The organism is Rhizobium sp. 'Codium 1' (genome assembly GCF_020889605.1).
Taxonomy (GTDB): Bacteria; Pseudomonadota; Alphaproteobacteria; order Rhizobiales; family Rhizobiaceae; genus Allorhizobium; species Allorhizobium algae.
On the sequence record NZ_JAJGPW010000001.1, the window covers coordinates 691,005 to 706,202 of the forward strand.

Consider the following 15,198-nt stretch of genomic DNA (forward strand, 5'->3'; position numbering starts at 1 on the left):
GCGGCGACACATGCGCTAAAAGGCCGCGATCCACAGCGAGGTTTTCCATGTCAGCTTCCGAAAGCGAAATCCAGGCCCGCCTTCTCGTCCAGGCACTGCCCTTCATGCAGCGCTACGAGAACAAGACCATCGTGGTCAAATATGGCGGTCATGCCATGGGCAATCCCGAGCTCGGCAAGGCTTTCGCCGCCGACATCGGGCTTCTGAAGCAGTCCGGCGTCAACCCGATCGTCGTGCATGGCGGCGGCCCGCAGATCGGCGCCATGCTCGCCAAGATGGGCATCGAATCGCGTTTCGAAAACGGCTTGCGCGTGACCGACCAGAAAACGGTCGAGATCGTCGAAATGGTCTTGGCCGGCTCGATCAACAAGGAAATCGTCGCGCTGATCAACCAGACCGGCGAATGGGCGATCGGGCTCTGCGGCAAGGATGGCAACATGGTCTTTGCCGAAAAGGCGCAGAAGAAGGTCCGTGACCCTGACAGCAATATCGAGCGCGTGCTCGATCTCGGCTTTGTCGGCGAGGTTGTCGAAGTCGACCGCACCCTGCTCGACCTCTTGGCACGGTCGGAAATGATCCCGGTCATTGCCCCCGTTGCCCCGGGCCGTGATGGACATACCTATAACATCAATGCCGACACCTTTGCCGGTGCCATTGCCGGTGCGCTCAACGCCTCGCGCCTGCTCTTCCTGACCGACGTTCCCGGCGTGCTCGACAAGAATGGCACGCTGATCAAGGAACTCTCGGTCGCCGAAGCGCATGCGCTGATTGCCGACGGCACGATTTCAGGTGGCATGATTCCCAAGGTCGAAACCTGCATCGAGGCGATCCAGGCCGGCGTTCAGGGCGTTGTCATCCTCAACGGCAAGACTGCTCATTCCGTGCTTCTCGAGCTCTTCACCGAAACCGGTGCCGGCACGTTGCTCGTCCCTTGAGTCGACAATGCTTCTGCCTGCCGCCGGTCACTCGATCGGCAGCGGGCGCTCCAGTTTCTCGCTCGCGGGCGTAACAGTGCGCATGGAAAGGACCGCGCCCAGCACGATCGCATATGCGACGAAGTTGTAGATCAAGCCGAGGCTCATGCCCTCGGCATAGGCCGCCTTGCCGCTCAGACCTTCAGCCGTATTGCGCGCCAGATCGGAGAAGAAGATCTCGCTGACGATCGCGATCCCGAGCGCGCTGCCAACCTGCTGGATCGCTTGAAGCGCGCCCGATCCACCACCAGCATCCTGCGGCGGCACGCCCGCCAGCACCAGCTGGAACATCGGTGCGATCGCAATGCCCATGCCAAGGCCGCTCAACAGGAACCAGGGCAGAAGCGCCATACGGTCAACGATCTCGCCGACCGTCTGGATCTCGCTCCGCAGCAGGCCCATGCCGATCGCCACCATCACCACGCCGACGATAACGCGGATTCGGGGCGCGATATTGCCAAGACGTCCCGAGATCAGCGAGGCGATGAAGATGCCGACGGAAAAGGGCACGGTCGTCATGCCGGACTGGAGGGGCGTCAGGCCATAACCCTGCTGCAGGAACATCGCCAAGATCAGGAAGAAGCCGGGCAGCGTCGAGAAGAAGGTCGCTGTCATCAGCGCGCCGATGACGAAGTTCCGGTTCTTCATCAGCGCGACCGGCAAGAGTTCGGGCGCCTTCAAGCGGTGTTGGCGCCGCTCCCAGAGACCGAAGGTGACACCTAGTGGAACGGCCATGGCGAGCATGACGAAGCACCAGAGGGGCCAGCCGAAGCCACGCCCCTCGATCAGCGGAAAGATGATGCAGAAGATCGCGGCCGCCGCCAGCACGATGCCACCGAAATCGTTCCTGAGACCGGGCTTTGGCGCAAGCGCCGGGATCAGCCGCCAGCCGAGCAGGATGGTCACGATGCCAACCGGGATGTTGATCAGGAAAATCGGCCGCCAGCCGAGCTCGAAGAGATCAAGGGCAATCAGCCATCCCCCGAGGATCGGCCCAGAGACCGCGGCAAGTCCCGCACTCAGGCCAAACAGCGAAAAGGCCGCGGCCCGCTCCTTCGGCGGAAACATCATCTGGGCAATCGCCAGCACCTGCGGCGTCATCACCGCCGCCCCTGCCCCTTGCAGCAGGCGTGCCACCACAAGCCAGCCGATATCGGGCGCCAGCCCGCAGAGCAGCGAGGCAAAGGTGAAGGCCGCGACGCCGACGAGAAACACCTGCTTCTTTCCCCGGACGTCACCGAGCCGCCCGAAGGGTAGCAGACCGAGCGCGAAAACCAGCACATAACCGGCCACCACCCATTCGATCTGGCTTGAGGTTGCCCCGAGTTCCGACTGCAGACTGGGCAGCGCGACATTGACGATGGTGACATCGAGCAAATTCATGAAATTCGCCAGCATCATCACCGCCAGAGCCGTCCAGCGCTTCGGGTAGGGATGGGACGCAGACATTTGCGGTGCATCGGCAGGGCGGTTTACGACGGGCGTCTCGGTCATCATCTTCTCTCCCGCCTTCGGCACGCTTGCGGCATCCGGTGTATCGCGCTGGGGAATGGGTCGCAACCATATGGAGCAAACGGCAGCGCAAACTTTTCCCTCATGCTGAGAGGGACGCGCCGCGCTCCTTGAATTACGAGGACTTAGACGTGTCAGCCGAAAGCATGCTTCGAGGCCCGCGTTGCTTGGGCACTCCAGCATGAGGGCTCACACCAGAACCAGCAGCAATACCCCGAACACGATCAGCACGCAGCCCGCGATCTCCAGCCGGTTGATGCTTTCCTTGAAGAAAAGGACCGAGGACGCAAATGTGAAGAGCATCTCGACCTGGGCCAAGGCCTTGACCACGGCCACTTGCTGCAGGGTCATCGCCGTGAACCAGCCGAAGGAGGCCGTAGCACCGACAAAGCCGACCAGGGCGCTGATCTTCCAGGCGGCACGGACGCGGGCGAGTTCGGCGCGGTCACGCCAGGTCATCCAGGCAAGCATGGACAGCGTCTGGAGGGTGATCACCACGCAGAGCGTGTAGCCGGCTTGGACCATGGCATCCGGCGCAGGCAGGCTCGGCGCCAGCGAAAGCGAGGCGGTGCGGTAGGCAATTGCGGAGACGCCGAAGAAACAGCCTGAGGCGAGGCCGATCAGCGCGGTGCGGCTGGTGACCGAAGTGACGAGGCTCAAGGGCGTGAAGGCCGTACGGGCCACAGAGATCAGCATGACCCCGAGGATGGAGACGAGGATTGCAGCTGCGGTGCCCAAGCCAATCGTTTCGCCGAAGAGTATCAGTGCCAGCAATGCCGCCTGGGCCGGTTCGGTGCGCGAATAGGCCGTTCCGACTGCAAAGTTGCGGAAGGAGAAGAGGTGCACGAGCAGGAAGGTGGCACTGATCTGGGCGAGCGCCCCGATGACCGCCCAGACCGCAAAGGTCAGCCCCGGAGCCGGCAGTGGGCGGCCGAGGCCAAGATGCAGGATGGCAAGATAAAGAAAGGCGAATGGCAGACCGAATCCGAAGCGCACGAAGGTGGCGCCTGTCGTGCCCATCAGGCCTTTGAGGTGTTTTTGCAGCGTCGAGCGCAGGTTCTGCAGGAAGGCGCTGCCAACCGTGATGATGGCCCAGAGTTCCATGGGAAAGCGTCCAGAAGAGCCGCGGCGCGGTTTACCCGGCTTGCGGCGGGAGATCGATGAAGTGGTGAATTTCGCCAGAGCGGCTGAGGCTCAAGGCCGCGTATATCAACCGGCGCGGTGGCGAATGGTGCCCGCACTGACCGGGTGAAACCGCGACGGCAAACGCTTGCGGTCCTGAAGGACCACGACGCGTTCCATTGTCGAAATCGGCATCTTCTTTCCCATCTTACCCAGATAGCACTTCCCGAAGCGGCGACCAATGCTAATTAGGGACAACGCGCCTGATGTCATCAGGCGATCCGCACCACCCAAGAGGACCTGATGAACACCCCAGCCAAGATCCCCTCGCCCGCCGATTTCGCCCATGTGCGCGACTGGGTCTTCGACCTCGACAACACGCTCTATCCACATCACATCAACCTTTTCGAGCAGATCGACTCGAATATGACCGCCTTCGTGGCGGAAATCCTGCAAATGGAGCCGGCCGAGGCGAAGGTGCTGCAGAAGCGCTACTACCACGAGCACGGCACGACGCTCGCCGGTTTGATGCTGCATCACAAGGTCGATCCGAACGCGTTTCTGGAGCGGGCGCATGCCATCGACTATTCGGCGCTGATCCCGGACGAGGCGCTGGGCTCGGCGATCAAGCGGCTTCCGGGACGGAAGTTCATCTTCACCAATGGAACCGTTGCGCATGCCGAGGCTGCAGCACGGGCGCTCGGCATCCTCGACCATTTCGACGATATCTTCGACATCGTCGCTGCCGACTACGTGCCGAAGCCGGCCGGAGCTACATACGACAAGTTTGCGAGCCTCAACCGGATCGACACGAAACATGCGGTGATGTTCGAGGATCTGCCGCGCAATCTGATGGTGCCCAAGGCACTCGGGATGAAAACCGTGCTGCTCGTGCCGCGCAATCTGGGTACTGCGATCCTGGAGACCTGGGAGCGTGTGGAGCATGTCGATGCTGACATCGTCGATTATCTCACCGATGATCTGACGACCTTCCTGCAGAGGCTGCTCGCGGACGAGACGTGAGCTGAAGCTTACGAAAGTTTCATGCAGCTTACGGAGAGTTAAGTAGGTCCGGGACCTTCCCGCCGCTACGGTTATCCCATCGAAGCAGACACTCGAAAGGATTACCAAATGAATGGCAAGACCCTGACGCTGGCGGCGGTAGCAGCCTCTCTCCTCATCGGCACCACTGCCGGCGGCGCATTTGCGCAGGACCGTAGCGAGCGCCGTGGTGGCGCCGGCCGTGGCGGTCCGGAAACGATGTTCGTACAGATGCTGCAGCAGCACGACACGAACAAGGACGGCAAGGTCAGCAAGGAAGAGGCGACGGCTGCGGGTGCGGTCATGTTCACCGCCATCGACGCCGACAAGGACGGCGTGCTGACCCCTGGCGAGATGCGCCAGCACCGTGAAGCGATGCGCGAAGAGCACAAGGCGACCCGTGACGCCATGCGGGCCGAGCGCCAGGCAGAACGGGAAGCGGCCAAGGCCGACGCCCCGACACCGCCTCCGGGTGATGCCCCTCAGGAAAAGGCCATGAATGGCGATGGTCCGCGTGGTGAGGGCAAGGGCCAGCACGGCAAGCGCCACGGCGCGCAAAACGAGCGTGCAGAGCGCGGCGAAAATCGTCGTGGTCCCGATGGCATGCGTGGCGAGGGCCGGATGATGCGGGTCGCGGATACCGACGAGAACGGCCAGATCAGCCAGGCGGAAGCAACCGCCATGGTCGACAAGATGTTCACGCGGATGGACCGCAACAATGACGGCGTCATCAGCGCCGACGACATGCCGAAGCGGCCGATGATGATGCGCTGATCGGAAGATCAGAGCCCCAGATGACCAAACAGGCGGCCCCCTACGGGGCCGCTTCGTCGTTCAGGTCGTAGAAATCCTCGATGATCTTCCAGGCTTCTTCGGCCGTTTCGGCAAACTGGAAGAGGTCGAGATCCGCGGGCGCGATCGTGCCGAAGGCAGCGAGCGCCTCAAAGTTGATGATGTCCTCCCAGAAGGCGCGGGAGAAGAGGATCAACGGGATCGGCGCCATGCGCTTGGTCTGGATGAGCGTGATCGTCTCGAAAAACTCATCCAGCGTCCCGAAACCGCCGGGGAAAATGGTTATCGCCTTCGCGCGCATCAAAAAATGCATCTTGCGGATGGCGAAATAGTGGAAGTTGAAGCTGAGCTCCGGCGTGACGTAAGGATTCGGCGCCTGCTCGTGCGGCAGGACGATGTTGAGGCCGATCGAGGGCGCGCCGACCTCGGTTGCACCGCGATTGCCGGCTTCCATCACCCCCGGCCCGCCGCCGGTCACCACGACAAATTCCTGGTAATCGCTCAGAAGCGCCCGCTTCGAGCAGAGCTGCGCGAATTTGCGGGCTTCGTCGTAATAGATCGATGCATTTTCGAGGTTCGTCTTCTGGACGTCGTTCTTGGCGGCCCAGGCAGCTTCACCCGGTGCAGGAATGCGCGCTCCGCCAAACATCACCACCGTCGACTTGATGTTGCGCTCGGCAAGGATCATCTCCGTCTTCAGAAGTTCGAGCTGCAAGCGGACGGGGCGAAGCTCCTCGCGGCAGAGGAATTCCTCATCGACATAGGCGAGCGTGTAGGACGAAGACACCGATTGCGGGGTACGCGGAACGACCTGCGCCGTCTGCTTGTCGGTCGAGCTATCCTTCAGCGGATCCCAGGATCCGTCCTTGCGCCTGTGCTTGCCGTTTTTCCACTGTGCCATGCCTCTTCCTTTCCAGCCTGCGGGGCTGCCGCGGCTGTTTTCTTCCAGCCCTTTATGCGCTAGAGCTTTGCGCGAATTTTCGATCAGATCCTGATCGTTTCAATCCCCAAGGTAGACAACGAAGTTTAAGGAATTCAGATGAGCGCCTCCGATCTTACCCAGCTCGAACACGTCATCGAAGCGGCATTCGACAATCGCGATACCGTCACGACGGCGACAAAGGGCGAGATCCGCGATGCTGTCGAAACGGCACTTAACCTGCTCGACAGCGGCAAGGTGCGGGTTGCCGCCCGGGGCGAAGACGGCAACTGGGCCGTACAGCAGTGGCTGAAGAAGGCGGTGCTCCTCTCCTTCCGCCTCAACGACATGGAAGTCGTCAAGGGCGGCCCGGGTGCCTCTACCTGGTGGGACAAGGTGCCGTCGAAGTTCGAAGGCTGGGGCGAGGACGAGTTCCGCGCCGCCGGTTTCCGCGCCGTGCCGAACGCCGTCGTGCGCCGCTCGGCCTATGTTTCCAAGGGCGTCGTGCTGATGCCGTCCTTCGTCAATCTCGGCGCCTATGTCGGTGAAAACACCATGGTCGACACCTGGGCCACCGTCGGCTCCTGCGCCCAGATCGGTGCAAACGTTCACCTCTCCGGCGGCGTCGGCATCGGCGGCGTGCTCGAACCTCTGCAGGCCGGCCCGACGATCATCGAGGACAACTGCTTCATCGGCGCCCGCTCCGAGGTTGTCGAAGGCTGCATCATCCGCGAAGGCTCCGTGCTCGGCATGGGCGTTTACATCGGCAAGTCGACCAAGATCGTCGATCGCGCAACCGGCGAAGTAATGTATGGCGAAGTGCCGCCCTATTCCGTCGTCGTCGCGGGCTCCATGCCGTCAGGCAATGCCGTGATGGCAAATGGTCTGCCGGCGCCGCATCTCTACTGCGCCGTCATCGTGAAGCGCGTCGATGAAAAGACCCGCTCGAAGACCGGCATCAACGAACTGCTCAGAGACTAAGCCCTCATGGCCTTGCCGGGGCGGGAGATATCGATCGGCTGGGCGCTCTTCCTCTGGGACGGCGCATCGGGCGACGCGTCTTCATCCTCGGCACGCTGTTCTGGATGATGACGAACGCGGCGGTGATCGCGTTCGTCACCGGGCAATCGGCCGACGACATCTCGCCTGGTTCCTTCTCGCTTTTCCTGACGACTGCAAGCCTGTCGCTTGTCTCCCTGCTGATGCTCGGCACCAAGCGACTGCACGATATCGGCATGCCGGGGCCGGTCTCAGTCCTTCTGCTCCTGCCTGCTTTTTCGCTGATCCTCTTCTTCGTGCTCTGCGTCTGGCCATCCGTCGAGGATGACAACCGTTATGGACCGGGGCCCGACTTGCGATCGTCCTGACCGGTGGGTGACAGGTCCGGGCAGATCGGCTAAGTCTCACAAATCTTCTCAAGGTACCGACGGTCGGGCTGAACCGGCACTCGGCCAAGCCCGTAAAAGTATTCATGACCGCTACCAATCCTGCCGACGTTCTCCAGGCCCTCATTCGCTGCCCTTCCGTCACGCCTGCCGAGGGTGGTGCGCTTGATGTGCTGGAAGGCCTGCTCTCGCCGCTCGGCTTCCGCGTCGATCGGATGATTGCGAAAGATGAAGGCACGCCCGACATCGAGAACCTCTACGCCCGTGCCGGATCCGACGGCCCGCATCTGATGTTTGCCGGCCACAGCGATGTCGTGCCTGTCGGTGCCGAGAGCGACTGGAGCGCCGGGCCATTTTCGGGCGATGTCCGCGACGGAATGATCTATGGCCGCGGTGCTGTCGACATGAAGGGCGGGATCGCCTGCTTCATCGCGGCCTATGCGCGACTGGTCGAAGCCGGTAAGGCGCCGAAAGGCTCGGTCTCTCTGCTGATCACCGGCGACGAGGAAGGCCCGGCCGTCAATGGTACGATCAAGCTGCTCGAATGGGCGGCCGGGCGCGGCGAGTGCTGGGATGCCTGCCTGGTCGGCGAACCGACCAATCCCGACACGCTCGGCGACATGATCAAGATCGGCAGGCGTGGCTCTGTCTCGGCCACGGTGACAGTGAAGGGCGTGCAGGGTCACGCGGCCTATCCGCATCTGGCCGACAATCCGGTACGCGGCGCGCTGTCGCTTGCAAAAAGCCTGATGTATCCGGCCTTCGACCAGGGCACGGAGAACTTTCAGCCGTCGAACCTCGAGGTCACCACGATCGATGTCGGCAATGCCGCAACGAACGTCATTCCGGCTTCGGCGCGGTTCAAGTTCAACATCCGGTTCAACGATCTCTGGACCGCCGACAGCGTCAAGGCCGAGATCGTGCGCCGTCTCGATGCAGCCGCTGTTGATCCCGAGCTTCGTCCGGAGCGTGCAGCGATCGGCTATGATATCGTCTGGTCGGAGCGTCCGAGCCACGTTTTCCTGACGTGCAACAATGCGCTGATCGCCTCGCTGTCGGGTGCGATCGAGACGGTCACCGGCAAGACACCCAAGCTCTCGACCACGGGTGGCACCTCGGATGCGCGTTTCATCAAGGATTATTGCCCGGTGGTCGAATTCGGCCTCGTGGGCCAGACCATGCACATGGTCGACGAAAGGGTCGCCGTGTCGGATCTGGAAACCCTGACCGTGATCTACCAGACCTTCATCGAACAGTGGTTTGCCCATGCCGACGCTTAAAGAGGTCGAGTTCTATCTCAGGGGCCTCTGGCTGCTGTTCAAGCAGGATCCATCAGGCTTTTCCTATCTCGACCTCACCGACCGCGGCGCCGTGCGTTCTTTCTGGGCCATCCTCTGGGCACTGCCGGCGATCCTGATCTCCTTCGCCTGGTGGCGTCTGCTCTATCTCCAAGGCCTTCCCGAGGATACTGGACCGGGTGCCGTCTTCTTCTTCCGGCTCGCGCTGGTCGAGGCGTCGAACTGGCTGTTTCCGCTAATTCTGCTGGGCATTCTCTGCTGGATGATCGGGATCGGCGAGAAATACGCATCGATGGTGGTGGTGACCAACTGGCTCGCCTTGCCGGTTTCCTACTCGTACGGCCTGCTGGTTTTGTTGATGATGTTCGTGCCGGCGCTTTCCGGAGTCGTCGCCTTCCTGTGGCTTCTTCTGATGATCACACTGATCGCCGTGCTGTTCCGTATCATGCGGATGATCGTGGGCGATCAGCTGCTGATGGTGTCGACCGTCATCATGGTGCTGCTGATCCCCTCGATGATCATCGCAGAGGTGCTGGAACGCTATCTCGGCGTCTATCCGGGCTGAGCGCGCCTCAGCGTTCTGCCGGCTCGTCGTCGGGATAATCCACGGCCATGAAGAAGAGCCCTTCCGGCGGCGCCACTGGTCCACAGGCCGACCGGTCGCGGGCATCGAGGGCTGCCCGGACATCTGAAGGCGTCATCTTGCCTTCACCCGCCAGTTTCAGCGTACCAGCAAACGAGCGAATCTGGTTGTGCAGGAAACTCTGGGCCGTGGCGCGGATCTCGATGAGTTCGCCTGAGCGCGTGACGTCCAGGCGATCGAGCGTCTTGACAGGGCTTTTCGCCTGGCAATGGGCTGAGCGGAAGGTGGTGAAGTCGTGATGGCCGATGAGCTGCTGGGCAGCCGCGTGCATCGCCTCGTGATCGAGCAGCTTCGGCACCCACCAGGCGCGCTTGTCCTCGAGCGCGAGCCGCGCCGGTCGGGTAATGATGCGGTAGAGATAGTGACGGCGCAGCGCCGAGAAGCGCGCATCGAAATCGTCAGACACGGCCTTCACATCGAGCACGGCGACCTGCTCGGACGCCATCGCCAGATGCGCATTGAGCGCGTTGCGGAGTTTGTGCGGCACCCAATCACGCGCAAGATCAGCATGGACCACCTGGCCCATGGCATGAACGCCGGAATCGGTGCGGCCGGCGCCGCGAATGACGACCGTCTCGCTGGTGAGCGACAGGATCGCCTTTTCCAGGGCCGCCTGGACGGAATGACCGTTTTCCTGACGCTGCCAGCCGACATAGGCCGAGCCATCATATTCGACAGTCATCCGAAAGCGGGGCATCAGGCGATCACCGTGCCCTTGGGCAGAGGCGTGCCACGCACGAAATCTTCGGCCTTCAGTGCCTTGCCGCCGGCCTTCTGCAGGCGCACGAGGCTGACGGCGCCCGTGCCGCAGGCGATCGTCAGGCGGTCGTCGAGCGCCGTACCGGGAGCAGCCAATGCTCCATCCCTTTCAGCAAGATGCGACGCGATGAGCTTGACGCGTTCGGGTTTGCCGTTGACATCCATTTCGGTCCAGGCACCCGGAAAGGGCGAAAGTCCGCGAATGTGGTTGTGCACCTCGACTGCCGGCCGGGTAAAATCAACGCGGGTTTCGGCCTTGTCGATCTTGGCGGCGTAGAGCACACCCTCCTCGACTTGCGCGACCGTTTCGAGCGTGCCGGCTTCGAGCCGGGCCATCGCCTCGACCATGGCTTCGGCGCCGACGACGCTCAAGGCATCGTGCAACTCGCCGGCGGTCACGTCGGGGCCGATCATCACCTTGCGGGTAAGCGCCACGGGGCCTGTGTCGAGGCCCTTGTCCATCTTCATCACCATCATGCCCGTCTCGGCATCGCCGGCCATGATGGCGCGCTGGATGGGGGCTGCCCCACGCCAGCGCGGCAAAAGCGAGGCATGACCGTTATAGGCGCCGAGACGCGTGCCGGTGAGAACGGCTTCAGGCAGCAGCAGGCCGTATGCCACGACGACGGCGACATCGGCTTGCAGGGCAGCGAAAGCTTCGCGATCGGCGGGGTCGCGGAAATTCAGCGGATGGCGGACATTGATGCCGAGGTCTTCTGCGGCGACATGCACGGGCGACTTCTGCAGATCGAGGCCACGGCGGCCACCGGGACGCGGTGGCTGCGAATAGGCCATGACAATCTGATGGCCTGCCGCATGCAGCGCCTTCAGGGTCGCGACGGAAAAGTCCGGCGTGCCCATGAATATGATGCGAAGTGCCATCGTGTCTGCCTTCACGCGCGGGTTAAACGACGGCCGGGATCAGATCTTCTGACGGGCGGCCTTGGTGAACCTCTTGATCACCATCTCGCGCTTGAGGCGGGAGATGTGATCGATGAAGAGCACGCCGTTCAAATGGTCGATCTCGTGCTGAAGGCAAGTGGCGAGAAGGCCGTCGGCCTCGGTCACCGTTTCCTTGCCGTCACGGCCGAGCGATTTGACCGTGATCGATGCCGGACGCTCGACTTCGGCATAATAATCCGGGATCGACAGGCAGCCTTCCTCGTAAACCGAGCGCTCGTCGGAGCTCTTGAGGATCTCCGGATTGATGTAAATAAGGGGCGCGGGCTCTTCGCCCTCCTTGGCGAGGTCAATGACGAGGAGCCGGCGCGGCACGCCGACCTGAATTGCCGCCAGGCCAATGCCGGGGGCCTCGTACATTGTTTCGAGCATGTCGTCGATCAACTGCTCAAGCTCGGCATCAACGCGCTCGATGGGCGCGGATACCTGACGCAGCAGAGGATCGGGCAGGATGATGAGAGGCTTGATGGTCATGGCCTCCATTAGCGCAAGTTCCAGGCGGAGGAAACGGAAAAAACGCTGCCGTTTTGCCGTTTCCTGTCCTGTCAGGCGGCGCGGCGGTCGGGTGCCCGGCGGGTCGGCGATCCCGCCTCGTCAACACGGGTGCGGATCTTCGAGAGCTGCTCGACGAGGGCTGCGACCTCGCTACGCAGGCGGCGCGTCTCGTCCGAAGTGCGATCGACCATGCCACTGTTCTCGTGCGTGAGGAGATCCATGTTGCGGGTCGCCTGGTTCACTTCGTTCAGGCCAATCGCCTGGTCCTTGGCGGCAGCGGCGATGTCGGAGACGAAGGTGTCGATCTCATCGATCCGGGTAATGATGTCACCCAGCACCTCGCCCGTGCCGGTGACCAGACCGACGCCTTCCTTGACCTGCGTTGAGCTCTGGGAGATCAATTGCTTGATTTCCTTGGCTGCATCGGCCGAACGCTGGGCAAGCTGGCGCACTTCCTGCGCGACCACCGCGAAGCCCTTGCCGGCATCCCCGGCACGCGCGGCCTCGACGCCCGCATTCAGCGCGAGAAGGTTGGTCTGGAAGGCAATTTCGTCGATGACGCCGATGATCTTGGAGATCTCGGTCGAAGACTTTTCAATGGCATCCATGGCGGAAACGGCTTGCGAGACCACAGTGCCCGAGGTCTTCGCCTGCTGTTGCGTGTCGCGCACGGCGTGCGAAGCGCGCTCGGCATTGGCGGCCGTCTGGCTGACGCTGACGGAGAGCTGCTGGAGGGCCGTCGAACTCTGCTGGACCCCGCTCGCCTGACGAGTGGTGCGGCTGGCGAGTTCATCGGACGCGTGGGCGATCGCGTCCGTGCCGGTGAGGATGCCTTCCGAGGCGCGGCGGATTGCGGCGAAGGATGTATTCAGGCGATCGACGGTTTCGTTGTAATGGCCAGCCATTTCCTTGAAATTGTCAGGCAGGTCCGTCGTCATGCGGGCTTCGAAATCTCCCTGGGCCAGCGCTTCCAGGCCGCGGCGAAGATGCTCCATGGCGATGGCCTGATCGGCCTCGAAACGGGCGCGCTCCTCCTCCAGAGCGCGACGCCTGGCATCGAGCTCTTCCAGATAGACCGAGATCGCATAATCCATGTCGAGCATGGCGGCCTTGACCACAGAACGAAGCTTTTCACCCAGCGAGACTGCATGTTGCCTGCCGAAAGGAAAGGGCCAGTGCTTAACGAGAATGCCGGAGAGAAGCTCGCCGACCAGCATGGAATAGCCACCGATATACCAGCGTGGCTCCAGCCCGATGCGGGCATGGGCCTTGCCGACGGCGGTGACGCCTCGCACGTAGTTTTCATCGAACTGACCGCTTGCTACCTTGTCCCAATGCCCGATCTGGGCAGACTTCGCGCCATTCATATGGGCGCCGTCGCGGAAGTGTCCGGCGATCTTTCCGGTCTTCGTCACCTTGGCGTAGAACTTGTCGAGCGCGCCGCCCATGATCTCCTTGATCGAAGGACGCAGCTCGGCGAGCGTGCTGCGTGCCTTCTGGTCGATCTCAAGGAATTCAAGGCGTTCTGACAGGTCGTTCTGGGCTTTGGTGGTCATGATGCGATGCGGGCTCTCGGGATTGACTGGTTACAAAAAGAACTGTCACGGTTTGCTGAACAGATTCTAAATGCCCGATGGCGAATTCCCTGGAAACTCGCCATCGGGTTCGTGTCGTCAGCCAGCCCGGCGAAAACCGCCGGCAGCAGACTGGCTTGCGTTTTGCGACCAGGCTCCTGATGTCTTGAAGCCCTGAAGCGCCTGGACCAGACGGCCCGCCTCCTCCTGGAGAGTGGCTGTCTGGGCCGAACTTTCCTCGACCATTGCGGCATTGCGCTGGGTGATCTGGTCCATCGAGGCGACCGAGGTGTTGACCTCACGCAGGCCGCCGGACTGGTCGGCTGCAGCCAGGGCGATCTTGGCGACGATATCGTTGATTTCGCCGATGCGGACGATGATCTTGCCGAGTGCTTCGCCGGCATTGTTGACGAGGTCGACACCTGCCTCGACCTGCGTGGAGCTTTGCGAAATGAGGTTCTTGATCTCGCGGGCGGCATTGGCGCAGCGCTGGGCGAGTTCGCGCACTTCCTGGGCGACGACGGCGAAACCACGGCCGGCCTCTCCGGCGCGAGCGGCCTCGACGCCGGCATTGAGGGCCAGGAGGTTCGTCTGGAAGGCGATCTCGTCAATAACGCCGATGATCTTCGAGATCTCGTCCGAAGACTTCTCAATGGCACCCATGGCACTGACCGCGCGGCCGACGACCTCTTCGGACACACGGGCTTCCGACAGAGCGACGCCGACCACCTGTGATGCTTCCTTGGCGCCGTCGGCCGTCAGGGTGACGTTCTGGGTGAGTTCGTGCAGTGCCGCCGTGCTCTCTTCGAGGCCTGCGGCCTGTTGCTCGGTGCGCTGCGCGAGATCGTCGGTGGCATCGAAGATGGCAGCGGTCGACTTGAAGATCTCGTCGGCCGACTGGCGGACCGTCACAACAGTCGAGCGCAGAGCATCGATGGAGGCGTTGTAGTCGCTCGCCATCTGGACAAAATTGTCCGGCAGGTCGGCCGGAAGTCGGGCATCGAGATCACCCGCGGACAGCTTGGCGAGCACAGCGCGGAGGGCTGCAAGTGCGGTCGCCTGTTCTGCCTCGGTCGTGAGGCGGGCATGCTCAGCGGCCTGGCGCTGTTCGGCGAGGATGTCCAGATAGACGGAGATTGAATAGTCCATGTCGAGCAGGGCGGCCTTGACCACCACTGAGATCTCGTCGGCAAGCTGCGCGGAATTCTGGCGGCCGAAGCGGCTCGGCCAGCGCTCGCGGACCACCGCATGGACCAGCTGTTCCAGGACCAGCGCATAGCCGCCGATGTACCAGCGAGGCTCCAGCCCGATGCGGGCATGTGCCTCTCCGACCCTGGTGACGCCTTCAACATAACTGTCGGTGTATTCGGCCGTTCCGACGATGCCCCAATGTTCTTCCTGACGCTTCTTGGCACCCTTGATGTGATCTTCGCTACGGAAGAAGGCCGCCGTTTCCGGTACTTTGCGCACCTTGTCATAGAAGATGTCGAGTGCGCCGCCGATGTTCCGGCGGATCAGTGGCCCGAGGCGACGCAGGGTCTCTCGACCCTGGTCATCAAGCCCGAGAAAACGAAGACGGTTCTTCAGATCGGAATTGTCGGCACGCGACATGGCACACTCACTCTTTTACAACCCAGGGAAACATCAGATGATGCTGATGGAAAGGCGGGAAGGAGGCACCCAAATGGTAAATCTTTGGTTGCGTCAGCGGCGCCGTTTTTCGC

Annotated in this window: 15 protein-coding genes; 7 read left to right on the top strand and 8 right to left on the bottom strand. The window is 62.2% G+C overall.

The window, feature by feature from the left end; genetic code table 11:
• Window positions 1–47 precede the first annotated feature (47 nt).
• A complete protein-coding gene (gene argB, locus LJE98_RS03275) occupies window positions 48–935 on the top strand; it encodes an acetylglutamate kinase (RefSeq protein WP_229573389.1) in 888 nt (295 codons plus the stop codon).
• Window positions 936–962: 27 nt separating this feature from the next.
• Here the strand turns inward: argB and LJE98_RS03280 are convergent, their stop codons facing one another.
• Together LJE98_RS03280 and LJE98_RS03285 are read right to left on the bottom strand one after the other, a co-directional pair.
• Window positions 963–2,471: an MFS transporter gene (locus LJE98_RS03280; protein WP_229573390.1), complete on the bottom strand. Its 1,509-nt coding sequence runs from the start codon at window positions 2,469–2,471 to the stop codon at window positions 963–965.
• A 204-nt stretch (window positions 2,472–2,675) separates the two neighbouring features.
• Complete coding sequence (locus LJE98_RS03285) at window positions 2,676–3,590, bottom strand: EamA family transporter (RefSeq protein ID WP_229573391.1); 915 nt, start codon at window positions 3,588–3,590, stop codon at window positions 2,676–2,678.
• Between the two features lie 321 nt (window positions 3,591–3,911).
• Between LJE98_RS03285 and LJE98_RS03290 the strand changes: the two genes are divergently transcribed.
• On the top strand, window positions 3,912–4,631 hold the full coding sequence (locus tag LJE98_RS03290; protein ID WP_229573392.1) for a pyrimidine 5'-nucleotidase: 720 nt from the start codon (window positions 3,912–3,914) through the stop codon (window positions 4,629–4,631).
• 108 nt (window positions 4,632–4,739) lie between these two features.
• Window positions 4,740–5,423 (top strand): calcium-binding protein, encoded by a 684-nt coding sequence (locus tag LJE98_RS03295; RefSeq protein ID WP_229573393.1) that lies wholly within the window; start codon window positions 4,740–4,742, stop codon window positions 5,421–5,423.
• A gap of 40 nt (window positions 5,424–5,463) precedes the next feature.
• Here LJE98_RS03295 and LJE98_RS03300 read toward each other — a convergent pair whose 3' ends face one another.
• Window positions 5,464–6,342, bottom strand: coding sequence for an LOG family protein (locus LJE98_RS03300; RefSeq protein ID WP_229573395.1), 879 nt, complete (start codon window positions 6,340–6,342; stop codon window positions 5,464–5,466).
• Window positions 6,343–6,480: 138 nt separating this feature from the next.
• Between LJE98_RS03300 and dapD the strand changes: the two genes are divergently transcribed.
• The 4 genes from dapD to LJE98_RS03320 all read left to right on the top strand — a co-directional run bounded on the left by dapD (window position 6,481) and on the right by LJE98_RS03320 (window position 9,608).
• A complete protein-coding gene (gene dapD / locus LJE98_RS03305; RefSeq protein WP_229573396.1) occupies window positions 6,481–7,341 on the top strand; it encodes a 2,3,4,5-tetrahydropyridine-2,6-dicarboxylate N-succinyltransferase in 861 nt (286 codons plus the stop codon).
• Window positions 7,342–7,406: 65 nt separating this feature from the next.
• Complete coding sequence (locus tag LJE98_RS03310; RefSeq protein WP_324255813.1) at window positions 7,407–7,727, top strand: DUF805 domain-containing protein; 321 nt, start codon at window positions 7,407–7,409, stop codon at window positions 7,725–7,727.
• Window positions 7,728–7,831: 104 nt separating this feature from the next.
• Window positions 7,832–9,025 carry a succinyl-diaminopimelate desuccinylase gene (dapE, locus tag LJE98_RS03315; RefSeq protein ID WP_229573400.1) on the top strand — a complete coding sequence of 398 codons (1,194 nt, stop codon included), beginning with the start codon at window positions 7,832–7,834 and terminating at the stop codon, window positions 9,023–9,025.
• A complete protein-coding gene (locus tag LJE98_RS03320) occupies window positions 9,012–9,608 on the top strand; it encodes a hypothetical protein (RefSeq protein WP_229573401.1) in 597 nt (198 codons plus the stop codon). Before dapE ends, LJE98_RS03320 begins: the two co-directional genes overlap by 14 nt.
• Window positions 9,609–9,615: 7 nt before the next feature.
• On the opposite strand, the gene truA is transcribed toward LJE98_RS03320, so the two are convergent.
• The 5 genes from truA to LJE98_RS03345 all read right to left on the bottom strand — a co-directional run bounded on the left by truA (window position 9,616) and on the right by LJE98_RS03345 (window position 15,085).
• Window positions 9,616–10,383 (bottom strand): tRNA pseudouridine(38-40) synthase TruA, encoded by a 768-nt coding sequence (truA, locus tag LJE98_RS03325; protein ID WP_229573408.1) that lies wholly within the window; start codon window positions 10,381–10,383, stop codon window positions 9,616–9,618.
• Window positions 10,383–11,327: a methionyl-tRNA formyltransferase gene (gene fmt, locus LJE98_RS03330; protein WP_229573414.1), complete on the bottom strand. Its 945-nt coding sequence runs from the start codon at window positions 11,325–11,327 to the stop codon at window positions 10,383–10,385. Before fmt ends, truA begins: the two co-directional genes overlap by 1 nt.
• A 39-nt stretch (window positions 11,328–11,366) precedes the next feature.
• Entirely contained in the window at window positions 11,367–11,879 is a 513-nt protein-coding gene (gene def / locus LJE98_RS03335) for a peptide deformylase (RefSeq protein WP_229573416.1), read from the bottom strand.
• A 71-nt stretch (window positions 11,880–11,950) separates the two neighbouring features.
• On the bottom strand, window positions 11,951–13,456 hold the full coding sequence (locus LJE98_RS03340; protein WP_229573417.1) for a globin-coupled sensor protein: 1,506 nt from the start codon (window positions 13,454–13,456) through the stop codon (window positions 11,951–11,953).
• A 117-nt stretch (window positions 13,457–13,573) separates the two neighbouring features.
• Entirely contained in the window at window positions 13,574–15,085 is a 1,512-nt protein-coding gene (locus LJE98_RS03345; protein WP_229573419.1) for a globin-coupled sensor protein, read from the bottom strand.
• Window positions 15,086–15,198: the final 113 nt, after the last annotated feature.

Excerpts from the sequence above, each read along its gene's own strand:
- argB (WP_229573389.1), top strand. The coding sequence starts at position 48 with ATGTCAGCTTCCGAAAGCGAAATCCAGGCCCGCCTTCTCGTCCAGGCA.
- LJE98_RS03280 (WP_229573390.1), bottom strand. The coding sequence starts at position 2,471 with ATGATGACCGAGACGCCCGTCGTAAACCGCCCTGCCGATGCACCGCAA.
- LJE98_RS03285 (WP_229573391.1), bottom strand. The coding sequence starts at position 3,590 with ATGGAACTCTGGGCCATCATCACGGTTGGCAGCGCCTTCCTGCAGAAC.
- LJE98_RS03290 (WP_229573392.1), top strand. The coding sequence starts at position 3,912 with ATGAACACCCCAGCCAAGATCCCCTCGCCCGCCGATTTCGCCCATGTG.
- LJE98_RS03295 (WP_229573393.1), top strand. The coding sequence starts at position 4,740 with ATGAATGGCAAGACCCTGACGCTGGCGGCGGTAGCAGCCTCTCTCCTC.
- LJE98_RS03300 (WP_229573395.1), bottom strand. The coding sequence starts at position 6,342 with ATGGCACAGTGGAAAAACGGCAAGCACAGGCGCAAGGACGGATCCTGG.
- dapD (WP_229573396.1), top strand. The coding sequence starts at position 6,481 with ATGAGCGCCTCCGATCTTACCCAGCTCGAACACGTCATCGAAGCGGCA.
- dapE (WP_229573400.1), top strand. The coding sequence starts at position 7,832 with ATGACCGCTACCAATCCTGCCGACGTTCTCCAGGCCCTCATTCGCTGC.
- LJE98_RS03320 (WP_229573401.1), top strand. The coding sequence starts at position 9,012 with ATGCCGACGCTTAAAGAGGTCGAGTTCTATCTCAGGGGCCTCTGGCTG.
- truA (WP_229573408.1), bottom strand. The coding sequence starts at position 10,383 with ATGCCCCGCTTTCGGATGACTGTCGAATATGATGGCTCGGCCTATGTC.
- fmt (WP_229573414.1), bottom strand. The coding sequence starts at position 11,327 with ATGGCACTTCGCATCATATTCATGGGCACGCCGGACTTTTCCGTCGCG.
- def (WP_229573416.1), bottom strand. The coding sequence starts at position 11,879 with ATGACCATCAAGCCTCTCATCATCCTGCCCGATCCTCTGCTGCGTCAG.
- LJE98_RS03340 (WP_229573417.1), bottom strand. The coding sequence starts at position 13,456 with ATGACCACCAAAGCCCAGAACGACCTGTCAGAACGCCTTGAATTCCTT.
- LJE98_RS03345 (WP_229573419.1), bottom strand. The coding sequence starts at position 15,085 with ATGTCGCGTGCCGACAATTCCGATCTGAAGAACCGTCTTCGTTTTCTC.